11 protein-coding genes are annotated in these 15,322 nt (G+C 67.3%); all 11 read left to right on the top strand.

Annotated elements, in window-relative coordinates; all coding sequences use genetic code 11:
• The first annotated feature begins 2 nt into the window (after nucleotides 1-2).
• The 11 genes from purM (at nucleotide 3) to NYE40_RS20800 (ending at nucleotide 14,998) form a co-directional block, all read left to right on the top strand.
• A complete protein-coding gene (purM, locus tag NYE40_RS20850; RefSeq protein WP_339278891.1) occupies nucleotides 3-1,046 on the top strand; it encodes a phosphoribosylformylglycinamidine cyclo-ligase in 1,044 nt (347 codons plus the stop codon).
• On the top strand, nucleotides 1,046-1,741 hold the full coding sequence (purN, locus tag NYE40_RS20845; protein ID WP_339278890.1) for a phosphoribosylglycinamide formyltransferase: 696 nt from the start codon (nucleotides 1,046-1,048) through the stop codon (nucleotides 1,739-1,741). The genes purM and purN overlap by 1 nt, the downstream gene beginning before the upstream one ends.
• Nucleotides 1,742-1,777: 36 nt before the next feature.
• Nucleotides 1,778-3,325 (top strand): bifunctional phosphoribosylaminoimidazolecarboxamide formyltransferase/IMP cyclohydrolase, encoded by a 1,548-nt coding sequence (gene purH / locus NYE40_RS20840; RefSeq protein ID WP_101808211.1) that lies wholly within the window; start codon nucleotides 1,778-1,780, stop codon nucleotides 3,323-3,325.
• A 221-nt stretch (nucleotides 3,326-3,546) separates the two neighbouring features.
• Complete coding sequence (gene purD / locus NYE40_RS20835; protein ID WP_153784288.1) at nucleotides 3,547-4,827, top strand: phosphoribosylamine--glycine ligase; 1,281 nt, start codon at nucleotides 3,547-3,549, stop codon at nucleotides 4,825-4,827.
• A 1,030-nt stretch (nucleotides 4,828-5,857) separates the two neighbouring features.
• Nucleotides 5,858-7,147: a sugar ABC transporter permease gene (locus NYE40_RS20830; RefSeq protein WP_307719993.1), complete on the top strand. Its 1,290-nt coding sequence runs from the start codon at nucleotides 5,858-5,860 to the stop codon at nucleotides 7,145-7,147.
• A complete protein-coding gene (locus NYE40_RS20825; protein WP_084137126.1) occupies nucleotides 7,144-8,037 on the top strand; it encodes a carbohydrate ABC transporter permease in 894 nt (297 codons plus the stop codon). The genes NYE40_RS20830 and NYE40_RS20825 overlap by 4 nt, the downstream gene beginning before the upstream one ends.
• A 385-nt stretch (nucleotides 8,038-8,422) precedes the next feature.
• Nucleotides 8,423-9,829, top strand: coding sequence for an ABC transporter substrate-binding protein (locus NYE40_RS20820; RefSeq protein WP_028598690.1), 1,407 nt, complete (start codon nucleotides 8,423-8,425; stop codon nucleotides 9,827-9,829).
• A gap of 365 nt (nucleotides 9,830-10,194) precedes the next feature.
• Nucleotides 10,195-11,196 (top strand): polysaccharide deacetylase family protein, encoded by a 1,002-nt coding sequence (locus tag NYE40_RS20815; RefSeq protein WP_052333168.1) that lies wholly within the window; start codon nucleotides 10,195-10,197, stop codon nucleotides 11,194-11,196.
• A gap of 91 nt (nucleotides 11,197-11,287) precedes the next feature.
• Nucleotides 11,288-12,790, top strand: a complete 1,503-nt coding sequence (locus NYE40_RS20810; protein ID WP_028598691.1) for a VCBS repeat-containing protein — start codon at nucleotides 11,288-11,290, stop codon at nucleotides 12,788-12,790.
• Nucleotides 12,791-12,821: 31 nt separating this feature from the next.
• A complete protein-coding gene (locus tag NYE40_RS20805) occupies nucleotides 12,822-13,592 on the top strand; it encodes a response regulator transcription factor (RefSeq protein WP_101808265.1) in 771 nt (256 codons plus the stop codon).
• Nucleotides 13,589-14,998 carry a HAMP domain-containing sensor histidine kinase gene (locus tag NYE40_RS20800; protein ID WP_028598693.1) on the top strand — a complete coding sequence of 470 codons (1,410 nt, stop codon included), beginning with the start codon at nucleotides 13,589-13,591 and terminating at the stop codon, nucleotides 14,996-14,998. The genes NYE40_RS20805 and NYE40_RS20800 overlap by 4 nt, the downstream gene beginning before the upstream one ends.
• The last annotated feature ends 324 nt before the right edge of the window (nucleotides 14,999-15,322 follow it).

The raw sequence follows: 15,322 nt of genomic DNA, 5'->3' as shown, positions 1-15,322 counted from the left end.
GAATGGCAGAGGCATACAAGCAAGCCGGCGTCGACATCGCAGCGGGCAACGAAGCGGTCGAGCGCATGAAGAAGCATGTGAAGAGGACGATCCGTCCGGAGGTGCTCGGCGGGCTGGGCGGCTTCGGCGGCCTGTTCAGCCTGGACAAGAACAAGTACGAGGAGCCGGTGCTTGTTTCGGGCACGGACGGCGTCGGCACGAAGCTCATGCTCGCCTTTGCCATGGACAAGCATGACACGATCGGCATCGACGCTGTCGCGATGTGCGTCAACGACATCATCGTGCAGGGCGCGGAGCCGCTGTTCTTTCTCGACTACCTGGCGACGGGCAAGGTCGAGCCGGAGAAGATCGAGCAGATCGTGGCCGGCATCGCCGAAGGCTGCGTGCAGGCGGGCTGCGCCCTGATCGGCGGCGAGACGGCCGAGATGCCGGGCATGTACACGCCGGAGGAGTATGACATCGGCGGCTTCACGGTCGGCGTCGTCGACCGCGCCAAGATGATCGACGGCAGCGCGATCGCTCCGGGCGACGCGGTCATCGGCCTGGCGTCGAGCGGCATCCACAGCAACGGCTACTCGCTCGTGCGGCGCCTGCTGCTGGAGCAGGCCGGCTACGGCCTGCAGGACGAGCTGGCGGAGCTCGGCGGCAAGCGCCTCGGCGACGTGCTGCTCGAGCCGACGCGCATCTACGTCAAGCCGGCGCTGGAGCTGATCGGCAAGGTGCAGGTGAAGGGCATGGCCCACATCACCGGCGGCGGCTTCATCGAGAACATCCCGCGCGTGCTGCCGGAGGGCGTGAACGTCGAGGTGGCCTACGGCAGCTGGCCGATCCAGCCGATCTTCAAGCTGCTGCAGGACAAAGGCTCGATCACGAACCGCGACATGTTCACGACGTTCAACATGGGCATCGGCCTCGTCGTCGTCGTGCCGGCGGACGAGGCGGAAGCGGCGCTCGCCGCGCTCGCGGAGCTCGGCGAGCAGGCGTACCGCATCGGCGCCGTCACGGAGGGCAGCCGCATCGTCACCTTCACGGGGGCGGACGTCTGATGGCCGAGCAGCTGCGCTTCGATCTAGGGGACGGAGACCGGACGGGCGGGCAGCTGCGCGTCGCCGTCTTCGCCTCCGGCCAGGGCAGCAACTTCCAGGCGCTGGCGGACGCGGCGGCGGACGGGAAGCTCGGAGGCTCCATCGAGCTTCTCGTCTGCGACCGGGCGGAGGCGCCCGTCGTCGGGCGCGCCCGAAGCGCCGACATCGACGCCTGGGTGTTCGATCCAAAGGCGTACGCCTCGCGCGAAGCCTACGAAGGCGAGATTCTCGCCGAGCTGCAGCGGCGGGGCGTCGGCCTCGTCGTGCTGGCGGGCTACATGCGCATCCTGACGCCGGTGCTCGTCGACGCCTACGCCGGGCGGATGATCAACATCCACCCGTCGCTGCTGCCGGCATTCCCCGGCATGCATGCGATCCGGCAGGCGCTGAACTATGGCGTCAAGGTGACGGGCGTCACGATCCACTTCGTCGACGGCGGCCTCGACAGCGGGCCGATCATCGCGCAGCGGGCGCTGGAGATCGGCGAGGGCGAGAGCGAGGCTTCGCTCGCCGAGCGCATCCACGCCGCCGAGAACGCGCTCTACCCGTGGGCGGTGCGCGGCTTCGCCGAGGGGCGGATCTCGCTTGACGGCCGCCGCGCGCTCGTCTCCGCCGGCGCAGGAGCCGGAGCGGACGACGATTCGGCGGACAAGTAGCATTCATCGATCCATTTTCATACAGGAGGGGACAACGTGGCTATTCGCAGGGCGCTAATCAGCGTATCGGACAAGACGGGCATCGTTGCATTCGCGAGGGAGCTGGCGGACGCCGGCGTGCAGATCATCTCCACGGGAGGCACGCACGGCCTGCTCGAGAAGGAAGGCATCCCGGTCATCGGCATCTCCGAGGTGACGGGCTTCCCGGAAATCATGGACGGCCGCGTCAAGACGCTGCATCCGGCCGTGCACAGCGGGCTGCTCGCCGTGCGCGACAACGAGGAGCATCAGCGCGCGATCCGCGAGCTGGGCCTCGACTACATCGACCTCGTCGTCGTCAACCTGTACCCGTTCGCGGCGACGATCGCCAAGCCCGACGTGACGTACGAGGACGCGATCGAGAACATCGACATCGGCGGTCCGACGATGCTGCGCTCCGCGGCCAAAAACCACGCGTTCGTCACCGTCGTCGTCGACGCCGCCGACTACGAGGGCGTGCTGAGCGAGATCAAGCAGGACGGCGACACGACGCTCGACACGCGCAAGCGCCTCGCGGCCAAGGTGTTCCGCCACACCGGCGCGTACGACGCGCTCATCGGCGACTATCTGTCCAAGCTCGGCGGCGACCCGCTGCCGGAGCGCTACACGGTCACGTATGAAAAGGTGCAGGATCTGCGCTACGGCGAAAACCCGCATCAGCGCGCCGCCTTCTACCGCCGTCCGCTGGCGGAGGCGGGCAACGTCACCACCGCCGAGCAGCTGCACGGCAAGGAGCTCAGCTACAACAACATCAACGACGCCAACGCGGCGCTCGCCATCGTCAAGGAGTTCAGCGAGCCGGCCGTCGTCGCCGTCAAGCATATGAACCCTTGCGGAGTCGGCGTCGGCGCCGACATCCATGAAGCGTACCAGAAAGCCTACGCGGCCGATCCGACGTCGATCTTCGGCGGCATCGTCGCGGCCAACCGTACGATCGGCGCGGAGACGGCGACGCTCCTTTCGGAGATTTTCCTGGAGATCATCCTCGCGCCGGACTTCACGCCGGAGGCGCTGGACATCCTCAGCCGCAAGAAGAACATCCGCCTGCTGCGCACCGGCGAGCTCGCAGCGGCCGCCGGCCGCAAGAGCGACTGGGTCGTGACGAGCGTCGAGGGCGGCATGGTCGTGCAGGAGAGCGACGTGCACAGCATCTCCGAAGCCGACCTGAAGGTCGTAACCGAGCGCCAGCCGACGGCCGAGGAGATGAAGCAGCTGCTGTTCGGCTGGAAGGTCGTCAAGCATGTGAAGTCGAACGCGATCCTGCTGGCCAAGGACGACATGACCGTCGGCGTCGGCGCCGGCCAGATGAACCGCGTCGGCGCGGCCCGCATCGCCATCGAGCAGGCGGGAGAGCAGGCCAAGGGGGCGGCGCTCGCTTCGGACGCGTTTTTCCCGATGGGCGATACGGTCGAGCTCGCGGCCAAGGCCGGCATCACCGCGATCATCCAGCCGGGCGGCTCGATCAAGGACGAGGAGTCGATCCGGGCGGCCAACGAGCACGGCATCGCGATGGTGTTCACCGGCGTGCGCCACTTCAAGCATTAGGGCGGCAAGGCTCGGCCAGGCTCGGCCAGGCTAAGCAAGCTTGGCAAGTCTAAGCAAAGCTCGGCCAGGCTCGGCCAGGCCGACCAGGTTCAGCTAAGGCAGCTTGGCCGACTAAGGCGGCCAGGCCGGCAAGGGCGCTTCGGCGCCCTTTTCGTTTGGCTGAGGGAACGATTTGCGCTTGAGCCTAGTCCAGTCCACTTCATTTCAAGGAGGAGTTTCCATTGCGTATTCTGGTCATCGGCGGCGGAGGCCGCGAGCATGCGATCGTCTGGTCGCTGGCCAAAAGCCCGAAAGTGAGCGAGCTGCTCTGCGCCCCCGGCAACGCCGGCATCGCGGAGCTGGCCGAATGCGTGCCGATCGCGGTCGACCGCTTCGACGATCTCGTGCAGCTGGCGCGGGAGCGCGAGATCGACCTCGTCTTCGTCGGCCCGGACGACCCGCTGGCGGCGGGCATCGTCGACGCGTTCCAGGACGCGGGCATCCCGGCGTTCGGCCCGGACCGCAAGGCGGCGGAGATCGAGGGCAGCAAGATCTTCATGAAGGACCTGCTCCGCAAATACGACATTCCGACGGCCCGCTACGAGTCGTTCACCGACTTCGAGGCGGCGCTCGCCTACCTGCGGACGCAGCAGGCGCCGATCGTCGTCAAGGCCGACGGGCTCGCTGCGGGCAAGGGCGTCACCGTCGCGGCGACGCTGGAGGAAGCCGAGGAGGCGCTGCGCGGCATGATGCTCGGCGGCGTGTTCGGCGCTTCGGGCAGCCAGGTCGTCATCGAGGAGTTCATGACCGGCGAGGAGATGAGCATCCTCGCCTTCGTCGACGGCGAGACGGTGCGGGCGATGGTGCCGGCGCAGGACCACAAGCCGATCTTCGACGGGGACAAAGGGCCGAACACCGGCGGCATGGGCACGTACTCGCCGCTGCCGCATCTGTCCGAGGCGCTCGTGAACGACGCCATCGCGACCATCATCGAGCCGACCGCGCGCGCGATGGTCGCCGAGGGCCGGCCTTTTCGCGGCGTGCTGTTCGCCGGCCTCATGCTGACGCCGGACGGCGTCAAGACGGTCGAGTTCAACGCCCGCATGGGCGATCCGGAGACGCAGGTCGTGCTGCCGCGCCTCGAGACGGACCTGCTCGACATCGTGCTCGCCGCGATGGACGGCCGCCTGGCCGACATCGAGATCAAGTGGAAGGACGAGGCCGCCGTCTGCGTCATCGCCGCGAGCGAGGGCTACCCGGGCTCCTATCCGAAAGGCCGGCCGATCTCCGGGCTGGAGGCGGCCAAGGAGGCGGGCGCGCTCGTCTTCCACGCCGGCACGGCGGAGAAGGACGGCGAGATCGTGACGAGCGGCGGCCGCGTGCTCGGCATCGTCGGCCTCGGCCGCGACATCGCCGAGGCGCGGGAGCGCGCGTACGAGGCGGCGGACCGGATCTCGTTCGAAGGCATGCAGCGCCGCAGCGACATCGCCATGAAGGCGCTCAAGGCGGCCGGGCAGGCGTAAGCCCGGCGACCGCGCGGGCGCAAGTCGTCCGGCGGCCGAGCATGCAGCGGTCGGAAGGGCTCGCGCGGCAGAGCAGCGTAAGCCGCCCGGCGGCCGAGCGTGCAGCAGTGGTCGGAAGGGCTCGCGCGGCAGAGCAGCGTAAGCCGCCCGGCGGCCGAGCGGGCGAGCCAGCTCGCTGCTTGCTCCCGCCCGTAGCCTGCTGCCAGCTGTATCTCGCTGCCCGACACTCGTGTTGTCTGCCGCCCGCTGCCAGTTGTATCTCGCTGCCCGACACCCGTGTTGGCTGCCGTCCGCTGCCAGTTGTATCTCGCTGCCCGACACCCGTGTTGGCTGCCGCCCGCTGCCAGTTGTCGGCAGTCGCGCCTGCCTGCTCTCGCATGGGAGAAGCGCGGGCGGGTGCTGCAGTTGGATTCCGGGAGTGAAAGCCAGAACCAAGGCACATTTCTGCCTTGGATTGGCTCAATCGGCCCTGGAAGCCGGAACCAAGGCACATTTCTGCCTTGGATCGGTTCAATCGGCCCGGAAAGCCAGAATCAAGGCACATTTCTGCCTTGGATTGGCTCAATCGGCCCGGGGAGCCGGAACCAAGGCACATTTCTGCCTTGGATTGGCTCAATCGGCCCGGGGAGCCGAAACCAAGGCACATTTCTGCCTTGGATCGGCCCAATCGGCCCGGAGAGCCTGAACCAAGGCCCATTTCTGCCTTGGATCGGCAACTACCGGCTACAGCTGGCTCCAAAAGCGTTCCTCTACCTGAATCGGGTGGAGGAACGCTTTTTTTCTTCTGAGAATCCGTCAAGGCGCTTCCAAGAAGCCGGTGATTCGTTTAGCGAGAGCGTGTTCCCCCGCTTCTATAATGCTGCGGGAACACGCTGGCGGATTGTTTCATCCCTATATGAAAGCGCTGACATATTTTTTTATCTTCATAATATCCTGACAAAGGGAAAACAAATCTTCCTTATCGTAGGAGAAGCGAGCCCGAACCGGCCCGCAAGGCCGACTATTCGACAAAGGCGGTGGACAACCTTCCATGAGCACCTCACCTGTTGACCGATCCCGGCCGCAGCACCGGACCGAGCCTCGCGCGACACCCGCCGCATCTGAAGCCGCCGCTGCCGAGCACCACGCCGCGCCTGAAGCCGTCGCCACCGCTGCCGAGCACCACGCCGCGCCTGAAGCCGCCGCTGCCGAGCACCGCGCCGCAACTGATGCCACCGCTGCCGAGCACCACGCCGCGTCCGACGCCGCGCCTGAAGTCGTCGCCACCGCTGCCGAGCACCACGCCGCGCCCGAAGCCGTCGCTGCCGAGCACCGCGCCGCATCTGATGCCGCCGCTGCCGAGCACCGCGCCGCGTCCGGCGCGCCCCATCTCGCCCTGTCCGGCGCATCCAGCCATCTGGCATCCAGCGCGGCCAGCCCGCGCGGCGCGGCGCGCTCCGCCCGGCTCCGCCGCTGGCGCGAGCAGGCGCTCGGCTATGCGTTCCTCGCGCCGTCGCTCGCCGTGTTCGCCGTGTTTCTTTTCTATCCGATGATCCGCTCCGTCTATCTCAGCTTCCAGCTCACCGACCCGCGCGGCCGCGTCGCCGCCTATGCGGGCTGGGACAACTATACCGGCATGCTGCAATCGTCCGCGTTCTGGAACAGCCTGCTCGTCACGCTCAAGTTCACGCTGCTGACCGTACCGGCCGGCCTCGCGCTCGGCCTGCTCTGCGCCAGCCTCGTCCACTCGGCGGGGCGGGGGAGGAGCGCGCTGCGCTTCCTGTTCTCGCTGCCGCTGGCGATGTCCGTCAGCACGGCCTCCATCATCTGGATGATCCTCTACCACCCGTCGCTCGGCATGCTCAACTGGCTGCTGCTGCAGCTCGGCCTCGGCCCCGTGCAGTGGCTGACCGATCCCGGCAGCGCGCTCGGCTCCGTCTCGCTCATGACCGTGTGGATGAACTCGGGCTTCCCGTTCGTGCTGCTGCTGGCGGCGATCCAGGGGCTGGACGGCGACGTGCTGGACAGCGCCCGCATCGACGGGGCTTCCGGCTGGCGCACGTTCGTGTCGGTCAAGCTGCCGCTGCTGTCGCCGACGCTCTTTTTCCTCGCGGTCGTGTCGGTCATGAGCGCGTTCCAATCGTTCGGGCAGATCCACATCCTGACCAAGGGCGGACCGGCGGGCTCTACGGACGTGCTCGTCTACTCCATCTACCGCGAAGCGTTCGTCAACTACCAGTTCGGCACGGGCAGCGCGCTGGCGATCGTGCTGTTCGCGATCATGCTGCTGCTGACGCTCCTCCAGTTCCTCGTTCTCGGAAAGAAGGTGCATTACCAATGAGCGCCGCGTCTCCTTCTCCCGTCAAGCCGGCAGCCCGAGCCGCCGCAAGCGCCTTGCCGTCCGCCGCTTCCCGCCGCCGCGCCGGCTCCGCGCTGCGCTTCGTTCTGACCTCCGCGCTCGCGCTGCTGACCGTCGGTCCGCTGCTCTACCTGCTGGCGCAGATCTTCATGACGCCGGCGGAGGCGTCGATGTACCCGCCGCGGCTGCTGCCGTCCGGGCTCGACACGTCCAGCCTGCGCCAGGCGATCGAGACGGTGCCGATCTTCGGCTTCATCGCCAACAGCTTCGTGCTCGCCAGCGCGGTCACCGCGCTGCAGGTGCTGTCGGCGGCGCTCGCGGCGTACGCGTTCGTCTACGTGCGCTTCGCCGGCAGCCGCTTCTGGTTCGCGCTGTTCATCAGCACGATGATGATTCCGTGGGAGGTGACGATCATCCCCAACTACCTCACGGTCAAAAGCTGGGGCTGGCTCGACACGTTCCCGGGCCTGATCGTCCCGTTCGCGGCGTCGGCGTTCGGCGTGTTCCTGCTGCGGCAGTTCTTCCTGCAGCTGCCGCGGGAGCTGTTCGAGGCGGCGCGCATCGACGGCTGCGGCCATGTGCGCCACTTCCTGTCCGTCGTGCTGCCGCTCTCCGGTCCGGCCGCCGCCTCGCTCGGCGTGTACGTGTTCCTGAACGGCTGGAACATGTACCTGTGGCCGCTGCTCGTGACGAGCAGCGACGCGATGCGCACGGTGCAGATCGGCATCGCGATGCTGCAGTTCGAGGAGATGACGAGCTGGAACCTCGTGCTGTGCGGCGTCGCGCTCGTGCTCGTGCCGTCGCTGGTGCTGCTCGCGCTCGGCCTGCGGCCGCTCGTGCGCGGCATCACCGCCGGAGCGGTGAAGGGCTGAGCGGCCATGGGCTTGCCTAGGCGGCGCAGCCGGGGCCGATGCGGCCTGCGGCCGTCTGCCCTGTCCTGCGGGCCGTCTGCCCTGTCCTGCGGCCGTCTGCCCTGTCCTGCGGGCCGTCTGCCCTGTCCTGCGGCCGTCTGCCCTGTCCTGCGGGCCGTCTGCCCTGTCCTGCGGCCGTCTGCCCTGACCTGCGGGCCGTCTGCCCTGACCTGCGGCCGTCTCCGACATGGCTGAAGGCCGTCGTCGATGCCGGGGCCTGCCTTGCGCAGCCCCGCGAACCGCGCTGTGCGAGCGTGGAACCTTTTGCAGGCGTCCGCCCCTCGGGGCTTGCCATAGCGTCATCTGCCATCCGATCATTTCAACGAAAAAGGGAGAGATTGCACACATGGTCATCCGCAATTGGAAATGGGCGCTGCCGGCCGCGGCGGCGATGCTGATCCTGCCACTGTCCGCCTGCGCGGGCAATCCGGACACGAACAACAGCGGCGCGGCTTCGTCCGAACCGAGCACGACGGCCTCGCCGTCCTCGTCTCCGGCCGGAGGAGAAGCGTCGAAGGCGCCGGTGAAGGTCGTCTGGTGGCACTCGATGAGCGGCGAGCTCGGCAAGGCCGCGGACGCGCTCGTCAGCGGCTTCAACTCCACCCATCCGGACGTGCAGGTCGAGGCGGTATTCCAGGGGACGTACGACGAGAGCCTCAACAAGATGAAGGCGTCGATGGACTCCAAGTCCGGCCCGTCGCTCATCCAGGTGTACGAGATCGGCTCCCGCTTCATGATCGACTCCGGCGCGGTGACGCCGGTGCAGCAGTTCATCGACGCCGAGGGCTACGACGTCGGCTCGCTCGAGCCGAACATCCGCGGGTACTACACGTTCGGCGGCAAGCAGTATTCGATGCCTTTCAACACGTCCAACCCGATCCTGTACTACAACAAGGATCTGTTCAAGGCCGCCGGGCTCGATCCGGAAAAGCCGCCGGCCACGTACCAGGAAGTCGCCGACGCCGCAAAGGCGCTCACCAAGGACGGCGTGACCGGCGCCTCGTTCGCGATCTACGGCTGGTTCATGGAGCAGCTGCTCGCCGCCCAAGGCAAGGAGCTCGTCAACAACGGCAACGGCCGCGACAGCGCCGCCACCGAGTCGCTCGTGAACCAGGAGGCGGCGGTGCAGACGCTGGAGTGGTGGAAAGGGCTCGTCGACGCCAAGACCGCGCTCAACCTCGGCCGCAAGACCGACGACACGAAAAAGGCGTTCCTCGCCGGCCAAGTGGCGATGACGCTGGATTCCACGGCGGGCCTGCGCGGCATCGTCGACGGCGCGGCAGGCAAGTTCGAGGTCGGCACGGCGTTCCTGCCGCGGCCATCCGCCGATGCCGAGGGCGGAGTCGTCGTCGGCGGCGCGAGCCTGTGGGTGCTGAACAACAAGCCGGCCGAGGAGCAGCAGGCCGCATGGGAATTCATCAAGTACCTGGCTGAGCCGGCGACGCAGGCCCAGTGGCACATCAACACCGGCTACTTCCCGATCACGACCAAGGCGTACGACGAGCAGGTCGTCAAAGACAACCTCGTCAAGTACCCGCAGTTCCAGACCGCCGTCGACCAGCTGCACGCCTCCAAGCCGAGCACGGCGAGCCAAGGCGCGGTCATGGGCGTGTTCCCGGAGGCGCGCCAGCTCGTCGAGGCCGCGATCGAGGAAGCGTTCACCGGCAAGAAGGACGTCAAGGCCGCGCTGGACGACGCCGCCAAGCAGATCACGGACAAGATCGCCGTCTATAACAAGACCGTCTCGAAGTAAGGGACGCTTTTGAACCAGCCAGCTCGATACAAGGCTCTGACCGCCGGGATGATTCCGGCGCGTCAGGGCTTTTTTCATCCTGGCCGGAAACGAACAGGGGAGGCGCTGCGGCCGAGCCGCTCCAAGTCCGTTTTCGCCCCTCGATTGGCGGATCGGCAAAAAACGGGCTCGCTCCGCTGCAACTTAACCAGGCGCCCGCTCCGTCTGAGGTGTTACCGGATTGTAACTCCTTGACGATTTTTGTCCGGTACGATAAAGCTATCTTACTAGAGTTAGGAGCACCTCAGATGAACCCGATTTGTCTTTTCTTGTCGAAAAACGTCTCAAAACGCAGCCAGGCTGCGAATGATAGAAGTAGAAAGCATTTGCGAAAACCGGCGGGCGCCGCTGTCCGCCGACGCGCGCCGCAGGCGGCTGCGCTCGCGGCGCTGACCGCGCTCGCGCTGGCGGCCGGCGGCTGCGGCAGCGCCGACCATGTCGAAGCCGGCGGCTTCCAGCCGTCCGCCTCGGCCTCGCCCGGCGCTAGCTCGCCATCGGCTTCACCTGACGCCGGCGCGACGCAGCCCGGCGCCGGCGCGCCGACGGCGATCCCGGCCACAGCCTCGCCTTCGCCGCATCCGTCGGCCTCGTCCGGCCCCAAATCGCCGCATCCGTCGCCGACGGCTTCGCCGCATCCGTCTCCGTCCGAGCGGCCGCACACCGTGACCGGCGACACGTACGAGAAGCCGCCGCTCCAGGCGCAGGCCGGCCCGCTGGCCGAGCCGAACGACGGCCGCGCGCATACGGCCAAGCTGGAGAAAGGGGCCAAGGCGGTCGCCCTGACGTTCGACGACGGGCCGGATGCGGCCACGACGGTCAAGATTCTCGACATTCTCCGGAAAGAGAAGGTCAAGGCGACCTTTTTCGTCGTCGGCACGCAAGTGAAGAAATACCCCGAGGTCATGCAGCGCATCGTGGACGAAGGCCACGCGCTCGGCAACCATACGACGCATCATCCCGACCTCTCAAAAACAGGAAAGACAAAGATCCTGCAAGAAATCAAGGATAATGATACACTTATTCAAAAAGCCGTCGGCATCACGCCGACGATGTTCCGTCCGCCGTACGGCGCGACGTCCGCGGAGCTGAAAGCGATCCTGAGCGAGGGCGGCCGCACGGAGGTGCTCTGGAACGTGGACACGAGAGACTGGGCGGGCACGTCGGTCAAGACGATGAGGGCGAACGTCGCCAAGCACGCGAAGCCCGGCAGCATCATCCTCATGCATTCCTTCGGCAGCAAGCTGCATACGGCGGAGCTGCTGCCGCTCATCATCCATGATCTCAAGACCGCGGGCTACCGCTTCGTGACGCCGGACCAGCTCGGCTGAGCGGCGCCGCCGCAGGCGGTCCTCGAAGCGGCGCCGGCCCGGACGGCGGCATCATCCAGACGACGGAGGCAAAGGAGGGGCGGAAACGAACGTGAGCAACAGCTGCAATCGCATCAATCGAACGAGCCGTCCGCCCCGCAGCGGCGCCCGCAAGCCGCTGCGGCTGCTCGCGCTGCTCGGAGCCTGCGCGCTCGCGCTCTCCGGCTGCCGCTATACGGCCGCGCCTGCCGATCTGCTGGGACCGCCGATGGAGGCGCCCCAGGCCGGAGGCGCCAGCTCCAGCCTCAAGCAGCTGCTGCCTGCAGGCGGCTCGCTGTCGCTGCCGACGCGCGAGCGGCAGCCGGAGGCGATCCGCTCCATCGACCTCGACGGCGACGGCTCGCCCGAGGCCGTCCTGACGTACAGCGACGCATACGGCAGCTCGCGCATCCTGATCGCCCGGCAGGAGGCCGGCGAATGGAAGACATGGGCGGTGCTCCGCTCCGCGATGGGGACAAGCCTCGAGTGGCTGAGCTTCGTGGACATGAACGGGGACAAGCGGCCGGAGATCATCGCGGGCTGGCTCGTCAGGCAGCCCGGCAACAGCCTGACCTGGCAGCAGTACGAGGTGCAGGTCTACTCGGCTTCGGACCCTCTCTTCGAGGAATCGGAGGAAGGAAGGCTGCTGAAGCCGGTCGCAGAGCTCGGCTATGAGGCCGGAGATACGGGCGATGTCGACGGAGACGGGCGCCAGGAGCTCGTGCTCGTGCGCCGGCCGGGCAGCCCGAACGAGCCGATGCTGGAGGTATACCGGTTCGCGAACGGGAGACTGGACCGCGCCGCGACGCTGCCGCTCGAGGCGGATGCGACGCTGTACGAGCGGCTGGCGATCGGCCGCATCGCCAAGGACCGGTTCGGCGTCATCGCCGAGGCGGGCGCGGGCGCGCATTCGTCGCTGACGCTCATGGCCGGATGGTACGACGACGGCCTGGAGCAGGTTTATCCGCCGGTCGAGGAGCCGAATCTCGGCTTCAACATGAGCCCGGTGCTCAACACCGACATCAACGGCGACGGCATCCTCGAGTGGAGCCGCCAGGTGGAGGCGCCGGGCCAGCCCGAGGGCACGCCTTATTCGGATCTGATCACGTACACCGAATGGACCCAGTGGAGCGGGCTGCGGCCCCAGGATCCGGGCTTCGTCCGCAAGGACATGTTCCTGCCGGTCACGCTGGAATACAACGACTTCAGCTCTGGCGTCTCCGTGCAGATCCCGTCCCGCTGGAGAGGACAGTTCACGCTTTCGCGACCCGTCGAGGAGCCGGAAGCGATCATTCAGCTCGACTACTACAACGCCAAGAGCGGGGCGATCGCGCCGCTCTGGACGCTGTACGGCATCCCGATCAAGGAGTGGGGGAGCTGGTCCGCCGCCATGGAAGGGAAGGGACGCAAGCCGGCGAATCTGCGCACGGCGGGCGGCTATGTCTATGCGGCGATCGAGGAGCCCAAGCCGAAGGCGGAGGACGGATGGTCGGACACCGACCTCAACCGCTACGACGCGATGAGGCTGACGGGCGAGCAGCTCGCCTCGTCGGTGCGGCTGCAGCCGGCCGATTGAAGACGACGGAACGGAAAGGGGGATGAAGGCGGTGAAGATCCTGCTGGTAGAGGACGAAGAGGCGATCCGCGGCTTCGTGAGGATCAATCTGAAGCGCGCGGACATGGAGCCGATCGAGGCCGGCAGCGCCGAGCAGGCGCTGCGGCTCGTCGCGGAGCAGGGCCCGCCGGACATCGCCCTGCTGGACATCATGCTGCCAGGGCTCTCCGGGCTCGAGCTCTGCTCGGCGCTGCGCGAGGCCTATCCGGAGATGGGCATCATCATGCTCACGGCCAAGTCGCAGGAGCAGGACAAGATCGAGGCGCTGGAGCTCGGCGCGGACGACTACATCCAAAAGCCGTTCAGCCCCGGCGAGCTGATGGCGCGGATCCGCTCGCTGCAGCGGCGCATGAACATCGGCGCTTGGCGCGGCCCGGCTCCTGCGGCTGTCGCGGCCGCGACCGCTCCATCCGCGGCTGCGCCTGCCCCGGCTTCCGCCCCCGCCTCGGCGGCTGTCCGCAGCGGCGAGCCGTTCCGGCTGGCGCCCGGCGACCGCCGCCTCTGGAAGCATGATCGCGAGATCGTGCTGACGCCGACCGAATGGTCGCTCGTCAAGCTGCTGCTGGATCGGCGCGGGCAGAGCGTCAGCCGCGATGAAATTTTAAGCGAGGTGTGGGGGAGGTACTACGTCGGCGACCTCAAGGTCGTCGACGTCAACATCCGGCGCATCCGCCAAAAGGTCGAGGACGATCCGTCCGAGCCGGCGATCATCGAGACGGTATGGGGGTTCGGCTACCGGTGGAACAGGAGCGATCCGGGATGAGGAGCCTGCGGACCAAGATGGTGTTCAGCTATTTGCTGCTCGTCTTTCTGACGGTCGTCGTGCTCGGCGGCATGTTCCTGACGCTCATCTGGAACTACTACTACGGCAGCGCCTCGAGCGCGATGAAGCAGCGCGTGGCCACCTCGATGTCGCTGCATGCGCGCGCGATGCAGTGGATGTCGGCCAACGAGCGGGCGAGCTACATGCTGCAGAGCATGAGCGAGGCGGACACCCGCATCCAGCTGCTGCAGCCCGACGGCATGATGTTCCTCGACTCCAACGGCTTCAGCGACAACCGCACGATCCGCACGCCCGATGTCGTGCGGGCCGCCGAAGGCGACACGAGCGCCTGGATCGGCAAGGACGAGACGAGCGGCGAGCGCATCGTCGCCGCCTCCGCGCCGCTGCTCCGCGAGGGCAGGATCATCTCGGTCGTCCGCTATTCGGCCGCGCTCGGCGAGGTCGACCGCATGGTGACGCTGCTGATCCGCATGACGCTGCTGACCGGCGCGGCCGTCATCCTGCTGTTCCTTGCGCTCAGCATGTGGATGGCGGGCCGCATCGTCCGGCCGCTGCGCGAGCTGACGCGCCGGGCGCGCCATATGGCGGCCGGCGACTGGCAGCTCGGCATGAGCGGCCAGCGCGGGCGCGACGAGATCGGCCAGCTGTCCGATACGCTGCATACGCTGGCGGTGGAGCTCAACAAGCGGGAGAAGCTCAAGAACGACTTCATCTCGTCCGTCTCGCATGAGCTGCGCACGCCGCTCACCTCCATCAAAGGCTGGAGCGAGACGCTCGCCGATCCCGGCTCCCGCCGCGAGGAGGTGCAGGAAGGGCTCGGCATCATCGCCCGCGAGACGGAGCGGCTGACCGGGCTCGTGGAGGATCTGCTGGATTTCTCCAACCTCAGCTCCGGCAGCATGGACCTCCATCTGGAGGAGCTGGATCTGAACCTGCCCGTCCGGGAATGCGTCACGCAGCAGGCCGTTCGGCAGGAAGAGACCGGCGTGCGGCTGCTGAGCCTGCTCGAGCCGGCGCCGCTGCTCGTGCGGGGCGACCCGAACCGGCTGCGCCAGGTGCTGATCAATCTGATCGACAACGCCTTCAAGTTCACGCCGGAGGGCGGCTCGATCCGCGTCAGCGCGCATCGCGAGGGAGCGGAGGCGGTGCTGCTCGTCGCCGACAGCGGCGTCGGCATCGCGCCCGAGGATCTGCCCCATGTGACGGACAAGTTCTACAAAGGGCTGTCCGCCCGTCCCGGCAGCGGCCTCGGACTCGCCATCTGCAAGGAGATCGCGGAGCAGCACGGAGGCTCTCTGCATATCGGCAGCGAGCCTGGAGCCGGCACGACGGCCGAGCTGCGCCTGCCTTTGATCGACGGCTCCGGCCCGCTCCTGCCGGGCTGATCCCGGCCGGCTCGGCTATTCCTTGTAGAACAGCGCCTTTCGATTGACGAGCACGAACACGCAAGCGACGATGAGAGCGGCCGCGATCATCGCGGATACCCAGTGGCGGACGAGCCAGCCGAGCAAAGCGTCCATCGGGATTCCTCCTTCAACGTTCGTTTGTTCTCTCTACCGCTAGTATGGACCGGCGCCGCCGTTCCATGCGAGAGACGCGCGAAAAGGGCCGTCCTCCACGTCGTTGTCGACGCGGAGGATGGCCCTTTTCGGACAGTGCGATCGCCTGGGCGAGCCGTGCCCGCGGTGCGGGCACGGGCTGGCGGGTAC

The sequence above is a fragment of the Paenibacillus sp. FSL W8-1187 genome (assembly GCF_037965485.1).
Lineage (GTDB): Bacteria > Bacillota > Bacilli > Paenibacillales > Paenibacillaceae > Paenibacillus_O > Paenibacillus_O pasadenensis.
Note: the sequence above shows the minus strand (reverse complement) of the source record. Positions and strands in the feature narration are given on the sequence as shown.

Coding starts and splice junctions, on each gene's coding strand:
- NYE40_RS20820 (WP_028598690.1), top strand. CDS start 8,423: ATGGTCATCCGCAATTGGAAATGGGCGCTGCCGGCCGCGGCGGCGATG.
- NYE40_RS20830 (WP_307719993.1), top strand. CDS start 5,858: ATGAGCACCTCACCTGTTGACCGATCCCGGCCGCAGCACCGGACCGAG.
- NYE40_RS20800 (WP_028598693.1), top strand. CDS start 13,589: ATGAGGAGCCTGCGGACCAAGATGGTGTTCAGCTATTTGCTGCTCGTC.
- purN (WP_339278890.1), top strand. CDS start 1,046: ATGGCCGAGCAGCTGCGCTTCGATCTAGGGGACGGAGACCGGACGGGC.
- purM (WP_339278891.1), top strand. CDS start 3: ATGGCAGAGGCATACAAGCAAGCCGGCGTCGACATCGCAGCGGGCAAC.
- NYE40_RS20825 (WP_084137126.1), top strand. CDS start 7,144: ATGAGCGCCGCGTCTCCTTCTCCCGTCAAGCCGGCAGCCCGAGCCGCC.